Source organism: Rhizobium sp. BR 314 (genome assembly GCF_047445805.1).
GTDB lineage: Bacteria > Pseudomonadota > Alphaproteobacteria > Rhizobiales > Rhizobiaceae > Rhizobium > Rhizobium lusitanum_B.
In genome coordinates this window covers 430055-446126 of the sequence record NZ_JARWLA010000002.1, presented here as the reverse complement: position 1 = coordinate 446126, position 16072 = coordinate 430055, and the positions used below count along the sequence as shown (strand labels likewise).

At 58.4% G+C, this 16072-nt stretch carries 15 protein-coding genes; 7 read left to right on the top strand and 8 right to left on the bottom strand.

From position 1 onward, the window contains the following. Window positions 1-4: 4 nt before the first annotated feature. Window positions 5-376 (bottom strand): response regulator, encoded by a 372-nt coding sequence (locus QD461_RS04670; RefSeq protein WP_028754034.1) that lies wholly within the window; start codon window positions 374-376, stop codon window positions 5-7. A gap of 131 nt (window positions 377-507) precedes the next feature. On the opposite strand from QD461_RS04670, the gene QD461_RS04665 reads away from it, so the two are divergent. Further along, on the top strand, window positions 508-816 hold the full coding sequence (locus tag QD461_RS04665; RefSeq protein ID WP_414086656.1) for a DUF3572 domain-containing protein: 309 nt from the start codon (window positions 508-510) through the stop codon (window positions 814-816). Window positions 817-818: 2 nt separating this feature from the next. Beyond that, window positions 819-1466 carry a hypothetical protein gene (locus tag QD461_RS04660; protein ID WP_414086655.1) on the top strand — a complete coding sequence of 216 codons (648 nt, stop codon included), beginning with the start codon at window positions 819-821 and terminating at the stop codon, window positions 1464-1466. Window positions 1467-1481: 15 nt separating this feature from the next. Here QD461_RS04660 and QD461_RS04655 read toward each other — a convergent pair whose 3' ends face one another. Then, window positions 1482-2060 carry a GNAT family N-acetyltransferase gene (locus tag QD461_RS04655; RefSeq protein ID WP_414086654.1) on the bottom strand — a complete coding sequence of 193 codons (579 nt, stop codon included), beginning with the start codon at window positions 2058-2060 and terminating at the stop codon, window positions 1482-1484. Between the two features lie 82 nt (window positions 2061-2142). Here QD461_RS04655 and QD461_RS04650 point away from each other — a divergent pair, with 82 nt between their 5' ends. From QD461_RS04650 to QD461_RS04640, 3 genes are all read left to right on the top strand, one after another. Continuing rightward, window positions 2143-3432 (top strand): DNA polymerase IV, encoded by a 1290-nt coding sequence (locus QD461_RS04650; protein ID WP_414086653.1) that lies wholly within the window; start codon window positions 2143-2145, stop codon window positions 3430-3432. Between the two features lie 191 nt (window positions 3433-3623). Continuing rightward, on the top strand, window positions 3624-4670 hold the full coding sequence (locus QD461_RS04645) for a GH25 family lysozyme (protein ID WP_184701827.1): 1047 nt from the start codon (window positions 3624-3626) through the stop codon (window positions 4668-4670). A 194-nt stretch (window positions 4671-4864) separates the two neighbouring features. Beyond that, a complete protein-coding gene (locus QD461_RS04640) occupies window positions 4865-6139 on the top strand; it encodes a L,D-transpeptidase family protein (RefSeq protein ID WP_414086652.1) in 1275 nt (424 codons plus the stop codon). A gap of 21 nt (window positions 6140-6160) precedes the next feature. On the opposite strand, the gene dnaE is transcribed toward QD461_RS04640, so the two are convergent. Next, the gene (dnaE, locus tag QD461_RS04635; RefSeq protein WP_414086651.1) at window positions 6161-9658 is read right to left on the bottom strand and encodes a DNA polymerase III subunit alpha; all 3498 of its coding nucleotides are present in this window, start codon (window positions 9656-9658) and stop codon (window positions 6161-6163) included. Between the two features lie 355 nt (window positions 9659-10013). On the opposite strand from dnaE, the gene QD461_RS04630 reads away from it, so the two are divergent. Both QD461_RS04630 and QD461_RS04625 read left to right on the top strand, forming a co-directional pair. Further along, window positions 10014-10607: a hypothetical protein gene (locus QD461_RS04630; protein WP_414086650.1), complete on the top strand. Its 594-nt coding sequence runs from the start codon at window positions 10014-10016 to the stop codon at window positions 10605-10607. 79 nt (window positions 10608-10686) lie between these two features. Further along, on the top strand, window positions 10687-11154 hold the full coding sequence (locus QD461_RS04625; protein ID WP_414086649.1) for a DUF5680 domain-containing protein: 468 nt from the start codon (window positions 10687-10689) through the stop codon (window positions 11152-11154). 7 nt (window positions 11155-11161) lie between these two features. Here the strand turns inward: QD461_RS04625 and QD461_RS04620 are convergent, their stop codons facing one another. The 5 genes from QD461_RS04620 to mce form a co-directional block, all read right to left on the bottom strand. Continuing rightward, on the bottom strand, window positions 11162-11845 hold the full coding sequence (locus tag QD461_RS04620; protein WP_184701819.1) for an ABC transporter ATP-binding protein: 684 nt from the start codon (window positions 11843-11845) through the stop codon (window positions 11162-11164). A 14-nt stretch (window positions 11846-11859) separates the two neighbouring features. Then, window positions 11860-13170 carry a lipoprotein-releasing ABC transporter permease subunit gene (locus tag QD461_RS04615; RefSeq protein WP_414086648.1) on the bottom strand — a complete coding sequence of 437 codons (1311 nt, stop codon included), beginning with the start codon at window positions 13168-13170 and terminating at the stop codon, window positions 11860-11862. 26 nt (window positions 13171-13196) lie between these two features. Continuing rightward, window positions 13197-14519, bottom strand: coding sequence for a proline--tRNA ligase (gene proS, locus QD461_RS04610; protein ID WP_414086647.1), 1323 nt, complete (start codon window positions 14517-14519; stop codon window positions 13197-13199). Window positions 14520-15141: 622 nt separating this feature from the next. Beyond that, the gene (locus tag QD461_RS04605) at window positions 15142-15420 is read right to left on the bottom strand and encodes a DUF1467 family protein (RefSeq protein ID WP_414086646.1); all 279 of its coding nucleotides are present in this window, start codon (window positions 15418-15420) and stop codon (window positions 15142-15144) included. A gap of 202 nt (window positions 15421-15622) precedes the next feature. Beyond that, window positions 15623-16027 carry a methylmalonyl-CoA epimerase gene (mce, locus tag QD461_RS04600; protein ID WP_414086702.1) on the bottom strand — a complete coding sequence of 135 codons (405 nt, stop codon included), beginning with the start codon at window positions 16025-16027 and terminating at the stop codon, window positions 15623-15625. Between the last annotated feature and the right edge of the window lie 45 nt (window positions 16028-16072).

Genomic DNA, 16072 nt, shown 5'->3' with positions numbered 1-16072 from the left:
ATGCTCAGGCGTCGCCGAGATAGGTTTTGATCGTCTCGATAAATTTCGGCACCGAAATTGGCTTGGAAACATAGGCTTCGCATCCGCCCTGACGAATGCGCTCTTCGTCGCCCTTCATGGCAAAGGCCGTGACGGCAATCACAGGGATGACGTGAAGATCATCGTCTTCCTTGAGCCATTTCGTGACTTCCAGCCCGGAAACCTCCGGGAGCTGAATATCCATGAGGATAAGATCGGGGCGATGCTTGCGCGCCAGATCGAGCGCCTCCATACCGTTGCGGGTCTGGATCGTCGTATAGCCGGACGCCTCGATCAGATCGCGAAAGAGCTTCATATTCAGCTCATTGTCTTCTACAATCATTACCTGCTTAGGCATGGAAAGCTGTCCCTGCATCCGGTATTGCATCCATTCTCTCGAAATATAGGGTCGCGAGGAACCGATTCCACAAATACTTGAATCGCACATTACCGGGATTTGGTTGAAAAATAGGTAAATCACTCTTCAAAATGCAAAGTAACTTCAAGAACCCGAAGAAGAATGCAGCGGACCCGCAAGAGACGGCCATTGCCGTACTCGGATGGCTAGCCAACGAGCCGGACATGTTCGGCCGCTTTCTGGCGCTAACCGGCGTCGCACCGGCGCAAGTTCGCAATGCGATCAACGAGCCGGCGTTTCTCGCAGGCATGCTCGACTTCCTGATGAACCATGAGCCGACGCTGCTGGCCTTCTGCGAGGCAAGCGGCATCTCGCCGGAAGCCGTTGCTGCTGCGTCCGTGCATTTCTCGCCGCCGGGCCTCGCCTCCGGAGAATATTGATAATGGACGCTCCGCTCGAATGCGACGTATCCCATATCCGGCTGCAGGATCGCCCCCTGATTGTCTGCGATGTCGATGATGTCGTCTTGCATTTCTTTGCGCCTTTCCTGGCCTTCCTCGACGGCGAGGGCAATGAATTCCTGCCGCGCTCCTTCCGGCTGACCGGGAACATCGTCTCCAAGGCAAGTGGAACGGCACTTGAAGAGAAAGACGTGCATCGGCTCATCGATTCCTTCTTCGAAGCGCAGGAACTGTGGCAGACCCCTCTCGATCTCGCCGTCGACACGCTCGGCGAGGTTTCGAAGGAGGCCGATATCGTTTTCCTCACGGCCATGCCGCCGCAATTCTGGGAACAACGGCGCCGCTTGCTCGACCGGCTCGGGCTTGCCTATCCCCTGCTCGCATCGCTGCAGCCGAAAGGACCGATCGTACGGTCGCTTCATTCGAGCCGCACCTTGCCGGTCGCCTTCATCGACGATATGGCGCACAATTTGCATTCGGTCAGCGAACATGTTCCGGATTGCCTCCTGATTAATCTCAAGCCGGATTCCATCGTTCATCGCATGGCACCAGCCGCGCCGGCGGGGATTCCCGAAGCAAACGAATGGAGCCAGGCTGCCGCCCTGCTTCGAGCTCATATCGTCAGATGACGACGGCTCACGTTGTCAGAGCTCGAGGCGCATCAGCGGACGTCCGTCCTTGCGTTTAGCGACTTCCGAAAAGCCGGCCGCCTCGAATATACGCAATGAGCCGACATAGAGGCCGACGGACTTCGACTGTTTGGTGCGCTCGATCGGACAGCCCTCCAGCAAGCGTGCGCCTGAAGCCTTGGCGAAGTTCACGGCTTCCGACAGCATCCGGTGACTGTATCCCTTGCCGCGATCCCGGGAGTTCATGAAGAAGCAGCTCACGGCCCAGACGGCACTGTCCTCGGCATCGGCCGGATTGAGCGGACGCGACACCGTTTTCTCCGAATTCCATTGCGGCAGCTCCGAACGAGGGCCGACCTGCACCCAGGCAACCGGACGCTCGCCGATATAGCCAAGAAGACCGGGAGGCGGTCCGGCGGCAATGCGCTCCTGCATGAAGCGTTTCTTCGCATCTCCATCCATCGCCTTGCGCTCTGATGTCGGAATGCGGAAATGTGTGCACCAGCAGCCATAACAGGCGCCAAGCGGCCCGAAGAGCGCCTCGAAATCGCCCCAGCGATCCAGCGTCAACTGGTGCACATCTAAATTCTCCACACCGTCCTCCTCCTCGTTTTCCAGCTTGAGACTCGCAAAATTAGAACATAAAGTGGCAATGTTCAATTTTTGTTCTCATTCAATGACCGATAGGCCCGACAAAATCTCCGGTTTTTGCCGCGATTGCTTGAGTGAGCAATCGGCCGTGAGGACTCGCTGCCGAGCCTGTGGCAGCCCCCGCCTCGTCTATCATCGCGAACTTTACGCATTAACACTGGCTCACATCGATTGTGACGCATTCTACGCCTCGATAGAAAAGCGGGACAATCCGGAACTGGCAGACAAGCCGGTCATCGTCGGTGGCGGCAAACGCGGTGTGGTCTCTACCGCCTGCTATATCGCCCGCATCCATGGCGTCCGATCGGCGATGCCGATGTTCAAGGCTTTGGAAGCATGTCCTCAAGCCGTGGTCGTCAGGCCGAACATGGAGAAATATGTTCGCGTCGGTCGGGAAATCCGGGGGATGATGCAGGATCTGACGCCGCTGGTGCAGCCGCTTTCGATTGACGAGGCCTTCCTGGAGCTCGACGGCACGCAGCGGCTCCACCACGATCCCCCGGCTCGCATCCTCGCTAAATTCGCAAGGCGCGTGGAACAGGAAATAGGCATCACCATCTCCGTCGGCCTCTCCTATTGCAAGTTCCTCGCCAAGGTCGCTTCCGACCTGCAGAAGCCGCGCGGTTTCTCGGTCATTGGCCGGGAAGAAGCGCTCTCCTTTCTCGAGCCACGGTCGGTCACCACGATATGGGGGGTCGGCAAGGCCTTTGCCGCGACGCTTGAAAGCGACGGCATTCGCACGATCGGCCAGCTCCAAGGCATGGAGGAAGGCGACCTCATGCGCCGCTATGGCGTCATTGGACAGCGGCTTTTCCGCCTCTCGCGCGGCATCGACGACCGCACGGTTCACCCCAACGAGGCGGCCAAGAGCGTAACGTCCGAAACGACATTTTTCGAAGATATTTCAAAGTATGACGATCTCGTGCCCATCCTGCGCGATCTCGCAGAGAAGGTCTCGCGCCGGTTGAAGCGCAGCGGTATCGCGGGCCAGACCGTGGTGTTGAAGCTGAAGACGGCGGACTTCAAGATCCGAACGCGCAATCGGCGTCTCGAAGACCCGACGCAACTGGCAGACCGAATCTTCCGTACCGGCCTGCGGCTGCTCGAGCCGGAAACCGATGGAACGAAGTTCCGCCTGATCGGTATCGGCGTCTCCGATCTGGGCGATGCAGCGCGCGCCGACCCTCCGGATTTGATCGACGAACACGCCATGCGCCGCGCCGCGGCGGAAGCGGCCATGGATAAGTTGCGAGAAAAATTCGGAAGCAAGACCGTCGAGACCGGATACACGTTCGGTGACAAACGCCATAAATAACAATAGCTTAACTTTAAATCACCAATCGGAGACATATGGAGTGAACCAAAAATCTCCGCGTAACGCGCGCGATTCTTTGGCTCGAAAAGCTCGGATTCAAACTTTCTTGGTAAATTTCTATTAGGACTCGAATTCTGTAACTTCCGAACGGCGCGGATTCGCCGTCGATTGTGTTTTGCGTACGGGTTCCTATGCGTCTATCGGCTGTATCGACCATTCTTCTCGCCTGCCTGACGATCTCAGGCTGTGCCGCTCGAGGTGAGCGCGAAGCCGCGCGAGCCACTCCTCCTTCGAATGAATTGACCAGCTCCATCGCAAAGACCGGCCGAGTGGTACCCTCGGTCGAGATCGGCGAAACGGTTTCACGCGTCGAGCGCCAACAGGCCCTCGCAGTGGCGATGCCGACCAATCTGCGTCCGGAAGGGCTCATGCCTTCACCTTCCGACCAGGGCGACAGCGATGCTCCCGTGCCGCTGCAGCGGCCCCTCGCCATGCTTGCGCCATCCAACCCAGTGCCGCGCTCCTTGCGGCAGCAACCGATGCAGATCTACAGCCATCGCTTCCGCGATGCCAAGCCGATCAACTTCGGCACCTCCACCTCACCGCGGAAACTGGCGGTGCATGGCGTCGACGTTTCGCGCTGGCAGGGCGATATCGACTGGAACACGCTGCGCACCCAGGGCGCCAATTTCGTCTACATCAAAGCGACCGATGGCGGCGACCATCTCGACCCGATGTTCAAGAAAAACTGGCGAACCGCCCAGCAGGCCGGCCTGAAACACGGCGCCTATCATTTCTTCTACTGGTGCCGGACCGCGGGCGAGCAAGCCGACTGGTTCATTCGCAATGTACCGCGAGAAGCCGGTGCCCTGCCGCCCGTCATCGACGTCGAGTGGAATGGCGAGTCGAGCTGCAAGCGCCGCCCTTCGCGCGAACAAGTGCTCGCCAAGATGCAGGTGTTCATGGACAAGCTGGAAAAGCACTATGGCCAGCGTCCGATCGTCTACACCGCGCCGGATTTCTATCGCGACAATCTCAGCGGTGAGCTGCTCAACTACCCATTCTGGCTGCGCGCCGTCGCCCAGCATCCGTCCAAGGTCTATCCCGGCCGAAAGTGGCTGTTCTGGCAGTATTCCGGCTCGGGCGTTTCCCATGGCGTCGACGGCAAGATCGACCTCAACGCCTTCCATGGTAGCGAGCAGGACTGGCACAACTGGGTCGCATCCAGCGTGCGCTGATCACACGATATATTCACTGATAACCCCACGCCGAAGCAGGGAGCCCGCCTTGCTTCGGCGCTTCTGTATTCCGCCCGGCGAAAGACGGCTCCAGGCTTTTTTTCCGGAGTGCCAAAGCACGTCTTTTGCGAAAGTCTTCCTTAAACTTCGAAGTCTAACCTTGGGCGTTACGAGTATTGCGTTTGGTTGTGTCTATGAAGCCATTTTTCTTGCTTGGGCTTGCGCTGCTTTCAGCGACCGCCCTCTCGCAGCCCAGCTTTGCCGCTGCGTCGGATGCCCGCACCCTGCAGATCGTCGTCTCCAAGGACAGACAATCGCTTGCCGTTTATGACGGCGACCAGGTGGTGGCGACATCCAAGGTATCCACCGGCAAACGCGGTCACACGACACCGAGCGGGATCTTCTCCATTCTGGAAAAGAAGATCTACCACGAGTCAAATCTCTATTCCGCCTCGCCCATGCCCTTCATGCAAAGACTGACATGGTCCGGAATTGCTTTGCACGAATCCAACTCGGTTCCCAACTATCCGGCCTCGCATGGCTGCGTGCGCATGCCCAAGGCTTTCGCCAAGATGCTCTATCAGATGACCGAGCGTGGCGTGCACGTGGTCATCGCCAATCAGCCACTGGTACCGCAGCCCGTGGAAAACGCGATGCTGTTTCAGCCGCAGGCAGCGCCTCCGCCGGCGCTGTTTTCCGGCATAGAGCTGCGACCATCGACAGCGAGCTTCCTGCCGCTGACTCAGTCGCTGCAGGTGGCGACGAACGACGTCACCTCGATCAAGCTTCCACAGGCGACGGCAGTCGCCGCTCCACCCATCGATCTTGCACCACTTAGCATCCTGATCACCCGGCGCGGATTGCGCGAGAATGTTCGCGACCTTCAAGGCATGCTGAAAGACATGGGTTTCATAACCGGCGCGCCGGACGGCATGCTCGGGCCGTCGACTGTTCAGGCAATCGAAGACTTCAGAAAGGCGCACAACATCAAGGCGACGGGCGGCCTGGTGAGCCCGGCTCTGATGAAAGCGGTCTATGCCGCCGCCGGCAAAGGCGAACCGCCGAACGGCGCGATCATGGTCCGCCAGAATTTCAAGCCGCTCTTCGAGGGGCCGGCCATCATTGCCGAACCGCAAGAAGCTCTCGGCGTGCATTTCTTCACCGCCAATGCCATCGACCGCATCAGCGGCAAGGCCGATTGGTTCGGCATGACGCTGGAGGAAGATCTGAGCAGCAAGATGAAGAAGCGATACGGCATCACCAGCGAGGAACAATCGCAATCACTCGATGCCGCCGCACAAGCGCTTGGCCGCATCACCATTCCCGACGATATCAGGCATCGCATCGAGGACCTGCTGACATCCGGTTCGTCGCTGACGATCTCAGACACCGGCGTTGGTCCGGAAACCGGCAACGAGACCGATTTCATCACCATCACGAATAGCGGCGCGCTCGGTAAGAAGGGCTAAAGCCCTCCTCGCGGACCTGTGTCAGACAAGCTCGACATCGATCACGCCCGGTGCCGTGCGTAACGCGGCGGCGATTTCCGGCGTAATGCGATACTTCTCCGGCAATGCCACTTCCACCTCGCGCATACCTTCCTCCTTGATGACGATGAAGGAGACGAGGCCGTCGCCCTTGGCATTCAAATGCGCGGCAACCGCCTTCAGCGGCCCGGAATCGCGGATATAGACACGCAGCGCCTTCTGCATCTGCAGCGACTTTTCCTCCAGCGATTGCGCGGTCTGAAGGCGCAGGCTGATGCCTTCCGGCCGCTCATCCGCCTGGGCGGTGATGACGAAGGATTTGCCGACTTCCAGGACGTCACGATACTGGTTGAGCACTTCCGAGAAGAGCACGGCTTCAAACTGGCCGGAAGCGTCCGAGAAGACGAAGATGCCCATCTTGTTGCCGGTGCGCGTCTTGCGCTCCTGCTTCGAGATGACGGTGCCTGCCAGGCGGCCGTTACTGGCGCCCTGTTTCACCGCCGCGGAGAAATCGGCGAAGGGCTGTACACGCATCTTGTCGAGCACGCTCTTGTAGGTATCGAGCGGATGGGCCGTCAGGTAGAAGCCGAGCACCTGGAATTCGCGCAGCAGGCGCTCAGAGGCCAGCCATGGCGTATAGGGCGGGAACGAGATTTTCTCCGGCCCGGAGGCGGCGCTGCCGAACATGTCGTGCTGGCCGCTGCGCTTGTTTTCCTGCGCCACTTGCGCGTAGCCCATGATGCGGTCGAGACCGGCGATCAGTTGGGCGCGGTCGATGTCGAAGCAATCGAAGGCGCCGGCGCAGATCAGGCTTTCGAGAACACGGCGGTTGATCTGCTTCGGATCGATGCGCAGGCAGAAATCCTCGATCCCGGCAAAGGGCTGGTCGCCGCGTACCTCGACGATATGCTCGACCGCAGATTCGCCGACGCCCTTAATGGCAGCCAGGGCATAATAAATGCGGTTCTCACCAGTCTGGAAATGACGGAAGGACGTCTGGACCGATGGCGCAATGACTTCAATTCCGAGGCGCTTGGCGTCCTGGCGGAAATCGTTGACCTTTTCAGTATTGGCCATATCGAGCGTCATCGACGCTGCCAGGAACTCAACCGGATAGTGGGCCTTCATATAGGCGGTCTGGTAGGAGACGATGGCGTAGGCGGCCGCGTGCGACTTGTTGAAGCCGTAGTTGGCGAATTTGGCGAGCAGATCGAAAATGACATCCGACTGCCCCTTCGACACACCATTCTTGACGGCGCCATCCACGAAGCGCTCGCGTTGCTGGTCCATCTCCGCCTTGATCTTCTTACCCATGGCGCGGCGCAGAAGGTCGGCTTCGCCGAGCGAATAGCCGGAGAGAACCTGGGCGACCTGCATCACCTGTTCCTGGTAGACGATAACGCCCTGCGTCTCTTTCAGCAGGTAATCGATCTTCGGGTGGATCGATTCAATCTCTTCCTCGCCATGCTTGCGCGCGTTATAGACCGGAATGTTCTCCATCGGACCCGGACGGTAGAGCGCCACGAGGGCGATGATGTCCTCGATACAGTCCGGGCGCATGCCGATGAGTGCCTTGCGCATACCGGCACTTTCCACCTGGAACACGCCGACCGTTTCGCCGCGAGAGAGCATCTCATAGCTCGGCTTGTCGTCGAGTGGAATGCTGGCGAGATCGATCGAGATGCCGCGCTTGGCAACGAAATCGACCGCCGTCTTCAGCACCGTCAGCGTTTTCAAGCCGAGGAAGTCGAACTTCACGAGGCCGGCCTGCTCCACCCATTTCATATTGAACTGGGTGACGGGCATATCGGAGCGCGGATCGCGATACATCGGCACCAGCTTCGACAACGGGCGGTCGCCGATGACAATACCGGCGGCGTGCGTGGAAGCATGACGATAAAGACCTTCGATCTTCTGGGCGATATCGAGAAGGCGGGCGACGACTGGTTCCTTGTCCGCCTCCTCCTGAAGACGCGGCTCCTCTTCGATGGCTTTGCTGAGCGGGGTCGGATTGGCGGGATTGTTCGGCACGAGTTTGCAGATCTTGTCGACCTGGCCATAGGGCATTTCCAGAACGCGGCCGACGTCGCGAAGCGCAGCGCGCGCCTGCAGCGAACCGAAGGTGATGATCTGCGCCACTTGCTCACGGCCATACTTGGCCTGCACATAGCGGATCACCTCTTCGCGGCGATCCTGGCAGAAGTCGATGTCGAAGTCCGGCATCGAGACACGTTCTGGATTGAGGAAGCGTTCGAACAGCAGCGAAAAGCGCAGGGGGTCGACGTCGGTGATTGTTAACGCATAGGCGACCAGCGAGCCCGCACCCGAGCCGCGGCCGGGGCCAACCGGAATATCATGGCGCTTGGCCCACTTGATAAAGTCGGCAACGATCAGGAAGTAGCCGGGGAATTTCATGCGCTCGATAACGCTGAGCTCGAACTCCAACCGGTCGCGATATTCCTTTTCTTCGTAACCTGGCGCCATGCCGAGCGAGGCTAGGCGCTGGTCGAGCCCTTCGACCGCCTGCGCACGCAATTCCGCCGACTCTGCGCGTTCCGCCTCTTCGGCATCGTCCGTCGCGCCGGTGAAACGCGGCAGGATCGGCTTGCGGGTCTTCAACACAAAGGAGCAACGCCGGGCGATCTCGACAGTGTTTTCCAACGCTTCCGGCAGATTGGCGAAGAGCTTGGCCATGTCGGCCCGGCTCTTCAGATAATGATCCGGCGTCAGGCGGAAGCGCGTATCGTCCGAGACGATGGCGTTGTGTGCGACCGCCATCAGGGCGTCATGGGCATCGTAATCGTCACGCGTCGGGAAAAAGGCCTCGTTGGTGGCAACCAGCGGAAGCTCATGCTCGTAGGCCAGCGAAAGCATCTTGTGCTCATGACGGCGATCATAGGTACCATGGCGCTGCAATTCGACATAGAGCCGATCGCCAAACAGCCTCTTCAGCGTAAGAAGCCGGGAGAGCGCCTGCGCTGCGTGCCCCTCTTTCAGGGCCATATCGACCGGCCCGTTCAAGGAGCCGGTAAGGGCGATCACGCCCTCCGTACCAATCTCTTCCAGCCAGGACGTCGTGACGTGGACAGCGCCATTGCCCTCACCGCCAAGATAGGCACGGCTGACCAAATCGACGATGCGCTCGTAGCCCTGATCGGTTGCGGCCAGCAGAACGATCGAAGGAAGTTTGGCAAGAGCCTGCTGCGGCCCGCGCTTGTCGCCCTCGCCGCCATCCTCCATGTCGATGGACACTTGGCAGCCGATGATCGGTTGCAACCCCTCGTCCATCGCCTTCTGCGAGAATTCCAGTGCGACGAAGAGATTGTTTGTATCGGTGATGGCAATGGCAGGCTGCTTGTCGCCCGCCGCCTTCGCCAAGATCTTCTTGAGCGGCAAAGCGCCTTCCAGCAGCGAATAAGCTGAATGAACCCGAAGGTGGACGAACTCCGGCAAGCCTTCGACCGGCGCAACCGCTGCGCCGCCGCCACTCATATCCGCCATTTCGTACCCTTCCGCATGCCCAAATGAATCGGCGGCATTTTCTGCATTACGGAGGACAAAGTCCAGAAGTTGCTCCCGTCAAGTACGGCAGCAGCATGTGCATAGAGGGGAAAACTCACATCGCCATCATGATGAGGGAAAAGCTGGCGACAAACATCACGATTGAGGTGAATGCTGCAACGTCTCGAATGATATCGGTCATTTACGCGCTCCTTACTCGTTATGTTTCTTTTTTGTTCTATTTATGTTCACGAGTCAATAGATGCATCGATAAATTTCATCGCGCAGCTTTTTTTGCCTGCCGATAGACGCAGTAGTGGCCGGACGCTATGCAGGAACAAAAGGAGAGATCACCATGAAATCAGTTGCCTGCGCGCTCATTCTGCTTTCGGCTGCAAGTGCTGCTCATGCGGAAGATACCATCCCGCCGGGCCGCATCATCGACGCGGCGATTGGCGACTGGAACAAGGACGGCAAGCCGGATCTCGCCCTTCTGGTGGCACCGCCTGCGGGTGACGACGCGGACAACCCGATCGGCATCTATATCTATCTGCGCGACGACGAACATTCCCTCCTGAAGCTGGTCGCCAGCGCGCCGCACAAGATATGGGGTAGCGTCGAGCCTGGCGGTATCGTCGGTCAGGAACCGTCGATCTCAGCGTTGCCGAACGGTTCGATCGCCATCGTCTCGCAGAACGACAGCGTTGGGCGCGACCGCTGGCAGCAGACGCTTACGCTTGCCTATCGCAACAACAGCTTTGTGGTCGCCGGTTACACCTACGGATCCCGCGACACCCTCAGTCCCGATGATAGCCATAGCTGCGACTACAACGTGCTGACCGGCAAGGTGACGAAGGACGGCAAAAATCAGAAGGCGGAAGCCAGGACCGTCACCATCCAGGACTGGCAGGACGACTTCGGCCAGAAGGCGTGCGATAGCGGCAAGTAGCCACCAATGTTCTCTTTTTGTTCTTTACAAATGCTGCAGCCGATGGCATTCTTGCCGCTCACCAAAATTGGAGAGGGTCATGCCGGATCTTGCCGAGCTGAACGATTTCATTGTCAACGCCAAGGCCGAAACCTATGTCGGTGATGGCGAAAGGATGCCATCCTGCCGAAGCGGCTCACATGACATCGGTTATGCGAGCGGCTGCTGGCGCTATCTCGACAGCTATTTCGGCGGTACGGATTTTTCCGGGCAAGAGGTGGTCTGGCATGACGATCAGCCAGTATGGGCGATGAACTATTTCGGCCACATCATCGAACACGATCTGATCGATGGACATCGGGCCGGTATGGTCATTAAGGCCGCCTTGCTACGGCTTTACCTCGATGAGAAGCGCTTCCTCGGCGAGTACGAGTTCGAACACGCCTTCGGTCGATATGTCGATCGAAGCACCGGCAATTGCGACCACTTCATCGGTCGCGAGGCCATCATGGTGAATGGCCGCAAGGCTTACGAACTGGATTATCGCGGCGGCCTGATCGTTCCGTAACGAGCTATCAGACCTCGACCACCTTGCCTTCGCTCAAGGTGACACGGCGATCCATGCGGGCGGCGAGCTCATGATTGTGCGTGGCGATTAGCGCAGCGAGGCCTGATTGGCGCACCAGGGCTTCAAGAGCGTCGAATACATAGTGTGCGGTCGCTGGGTCGAGATTGCCCGTCGGTTCGTCGGCCAGCAGCACCAAGGGTGCGTTGGCGACGGCGCGAGCAATCGCGACGCGCTGCTGCTCGCCGCCAGACAATTCGGCCGGGCGATGGTCGGCGCGGTGACCGATGCGCATATAGTCGAGAAGCTGCGCAGCCCGGACGCTGGCATCCTTGCGCGAGAGCCCGGAGATCAGCTGCGGCATCATGATGTTTTCAAGCGCCGAAAACTCCGGCAGCAGATGATGGAATTGATAGACGAAACCAATCTCGCTGCGGCGGACTGCAGTGCGCTTGTCATCGGACAGTTTTTCGCATGCCTGGCCGTTGACCAAGACCTCGCCACCATCCGGGTGCTCGAGGAGGCCGGCCACGTGCAGGAGCGTCGATTTGCCGGTGCCGGAGGGGGCGACCAGCGCCACCATCTCGCCACTGCGCAGAGCGAAATCGGCGCCCTTGAGGATCGACAGGCGCGTCTCACCCTGCCCGTAATGACGCTCCACGCCAGAGAGCTGAAGAACGACGTTGCGTTTCATCAAATGCGGGTTCCTTATTCGTAGCGCAACGCCTGCACCGGATCGAGCCGCGAAGCACGCCAGGCCGGAAAGATCGTGGCAAGGAAAGACAACGTCAGAGCCATCACGACGACGGAGATGGTCTCGCTCATATTCATGTCGGCCGGCAGCTTGCTGAGGAAGTAGACCTCCGGATTGAAGATGACGGTGCCCGAAATCCAGGAGAAGAACTGACGGACGGATTCGATGTTCAGGCAGACGAAGACACCGAGCAACACACCGGCGAAAGTGCCGACGACACCGATGGCCGCTCCCGCCATGAAGAAGATCCGCATGATCGAGCCGGAGGACGCGCCCATGGTACGCAGGATGGCGATATCGCTGCCCTTGTCCTTCACCAGCATGATCAGGCCGGAAATGATGTTCAACGCCGCCACCAGAACGATCAGCGTCAGGATCATGAACATGGTGTTGCGCTCGACCTTCAGCGCCGTGAAGAAAGTCTCGTTGACCTGCCGCCAGTCAGTGAGGAATATTTGCCGGCCAGCGGCCGCCTCGACCTTCGGCCTGAGATCATCAACGTCATCGGGATTGCTGACGAAAAGCTCTATTTTCTCGACGATCCCCTGCGCATTGAAAAATATCTGCGATTCCTCAAGCGGCATGAAGACGACGGAGGAGTCATATTCCGACATGCCGACCTCGAAAAGACCGGAAATGGTATAGGCTTTGACGCGTGGGTTGACGCCGAAGGGGGTGACGTCGCCATCCGGCGCCGTCAGCGTGATCTGGTCGCCTACGGTCAGCCCCAACTGCCGCGCAAGACGTGACCCGACAAGCACACCCTGCCCTGAGGCAAAGCCAACCAAGTCGCCGGCGACGACGTGGTCCGAGACAGTCTTGAGCTTGGTCAGGTCCTCCGCACGGATACCTCGCACCAACGCACCGGTGCCTGAGCCTCCCCGACCCGACGCCAGGGTTTGCCCCTCAACCAGCGGCAGGGCCATGGTAATGCCGGGAATTGCGCTAAACTTCTTCGCTAGGTCAGCATAGTCGTTCAGCGGCGAATCGATCGGCTGCACGACAACGTGACCGTTGAAGCCGAGGATCTGTTTGATAAGCTCGGCGCGAAAGCCGTTCATGACAGCCATGACGATGATCAGCGCCGCAACACCGAGCATGATGCCGACCAACGAGAAGCCGGCAATCACCGAAATCGACGCCTCCTTGCGCCTGGAGCGGAGATAGCGCCAGGCGACAAGCCGTTCGAAGCCGGAAAACGGGCGAGACGATGGGCTGGCCTTGAACGAATTTTCCTGCTGTTCCACTGCCGCATTCACCGCCATTCGCCTTCCATCCTATCTAGAGGCTATCAGCCTGCCAGCCGCTTGATTGCCGCTTCGACCGTCATCGTTTCACGAGCGCCCGTCTTGCGGTCCTTTACTTCCACTTCGCCGTTCGCGATCGAGCGCGGGCCGATGATGATCTGCACGGGCACACCGATCAGATCGGCCGTCGCGAACTTCGTTCCGGCGCGCTCATCGCGATCGTCGTACAGCGCATCCTTGCCGGCCTTCGACAACGCGGCATAGATCGTCTCGCAAGCTTCATCGCAAGCCTGATCGCCGGCCTTCATGTTGATAACGACAACATCGAACGGCGCGACCGAATCCGGCCAGATGATTCCGTTCTCATCATGCGATGCTTCGATGATGGCGGGAACAAGGCGAGTCGGGCCAATACCGTAAGATCCCATGTGGACAGCATGTTCCTTGCCGTCGGGACCCTGCACCTTCGCGCCCATCGGCTCGGAATATTTCGTGCCGAAGTAGAAGATGTGACCGACCTCGATGCCGCGCGCCGACAGACGATCGCCTTCGGGAATGGCGTTGAAGGCGGCTTCGTCGTGCATTTCCGAGGTGGCGGCATAGACCGACGTCCACTTGTCGAAGATGCCCTTCAGGCCGGCGACATCGTCGAAATTCGTGTCTTCGCCCGGAATGTCGAAATTGACGAAATCCTTGTGACAGAACACTTCCGACTCGCCAGTATCGGCAAGAATGATGAATTCGTGGCTGAGATTGCCGCCGATCGGGCCGGTATCGGCGCGCATCGGGATAGCCCTCAGGCCGAGACGGTTGAAGGTGCGCAGATAGGCCGCAAACATCTTATTATAAGAATGGACGGCGTCTGCCTGCGTGAGATCGAAGGAGTAGGCATCCTTCATCGTGAACTCGCGGGAGCGCATGGTGCCGAAGCGCGGACGAATCTCATCACGGAACTTCAGCTGAATGTGATAGAGGTTCAGCGGCAAGTCTTTGTAGGACTTGACGTAGGACCGGAAGATGTCGGTGACCATCTCCTCGTTGGTCGGGCCATAGAGCATGGGCCGGTCCTGTCGGTCCTTAATGCGCAACATTTCCTTACCGTAGGCATCGTAGCGGCCGCTTTCCTGCCAAAGCTCGGCCGACTGCAGCGTCGGCATAAGCAACTCGATGGCGCCGGAGCGGTTCTGCTCCTCACGGATGATCTTGTTGACCTTGTCGAGCACGCGCTTGCCTAGTGGCAGCCAAGAATAGATGCCTTGCGACTGCTGACGGATCATGCCTGTGCGAAGCATAAGCCGATGAGAAACGATTTCAGCCTCTTTAGGATTTTCCTTCAGAATAGGCATGAAGTAACGAGACAGACGCATGACGCTTGTTCCACATGGTTTGACGATCCGCTCTATGCGGAATCGTTAGCAATTTATGTACTTGACGCAGTTCATAACTGCTTCGGCGCAGGAAGGAAACCCGCATTCTCTATGACGGGATTTAGGCAAACGCCTGAGAACACAGGCAATGCGGCGTATTTTCCCAATTTCGAAAAAACGCGCGTTTATAAGGATTTAAGACGGAAATCTGTCAACAGAAAAATTCTGCGCCACTGTAGCAAAAAAGCAAAAAAAAGGATGACAAAGCCCAATGATTGAGCTAATTTTAGCTCACAAAAGAGGCAGGAAGGTTAAATTCTTGCCGTTTCGCGGTCAAGTCTTGGGAGGATCAGATCTTAGGCGCGCTTGCTCGCTGCCCCGGTAACGGATAAGGATCACGCGATACTTTAAAACAAGGCTTACAGCCTTGTTTTTTTTTGGCTTTTACTCAGCCAGACCATGCCCCTGCCGCTGATTTGCAAAGTACTCGTGGTTTCGCCAGCGGCACGTCACAACCATGCCCGCCGCCTCTCTGCTTCACGCAGATGACAGGCGTGTGACGAATTGAAGGCGATTGCAGGGCAATTAGAGTTCGCGCGCCGCGTCAGCGGATTCGATGCCGTTATTTATCGAAGCTGGGAACGATTTTCGGGATGGAGTCGATACTCAAGCCGAAATAATGCGAGGCGATATACCAGGCACCATAGATAAGGGCCGATACCAGCGTCGTGAAGAAAATCACCCTTCCGGCGCGAAACTTCGTAGGCGCGCTTTCGACTGTCCCGAGGACCACGTTCTTGTCCTCCGCTTGCGTGCGCAAACCGAACGGCAGGACGGCAAAAAGCGTAATCCACCAGATGACGAAATAAACCGCGAAGCTCGCTGCAATCTGCTGGGCCATAGCACTCCCTCAGAACGGTCTAGCGCCCTTATGGATGCTCCGAACCGTTCGACCTCATTGTTTCAAGCAATTCCGGGCAGAAAGCCGCTGCGTATTCTTTCTGGAATTACTCCGGAGACGAGCCTGCTCGTCTTTTCCTCTTCCAAGCTGCTTATAGGGGCAAAGCCACCACCTTTCCAAGCATGCTTCGAGCGCTTTAATGTCACACTTGCTCAAGCTCGATCAGCGTGCCGAAGAAATCCTTCGGGTGGAGGAAGAGCACCGGCTTGCCATGCGCGCCGATCTTTGGCTCGCCATTCCCCAACACTCGAGCGCCGGCCGCAAGCAGATGATCGCGCGCTGCAAGGATATCGGTGACCTCGTAGCAGATGTGATGCATGCCGCCATCCGGGCTCTTGGCAAGGAAAGCCGCAATCGGCGATGCCTCGCCGAGCGGCTCCAGCAGCTCGACCTTGCTATTCGGTAGTTCGACGAAAACGACCGTGACACCGTGCTCTGGCAGTGCCTGGGGAGCAGACACCACTGCGCCAAGCGTCTCGCCATACGCTTTTGAAGCCGTTGCAATATCCGGAACGGCCAGCGCGACATGATTGATGCGTCCAAGCATGGATCTCTTCTCCACCTCAGGCATCTCCGCTCCAAAAGGAGCAAT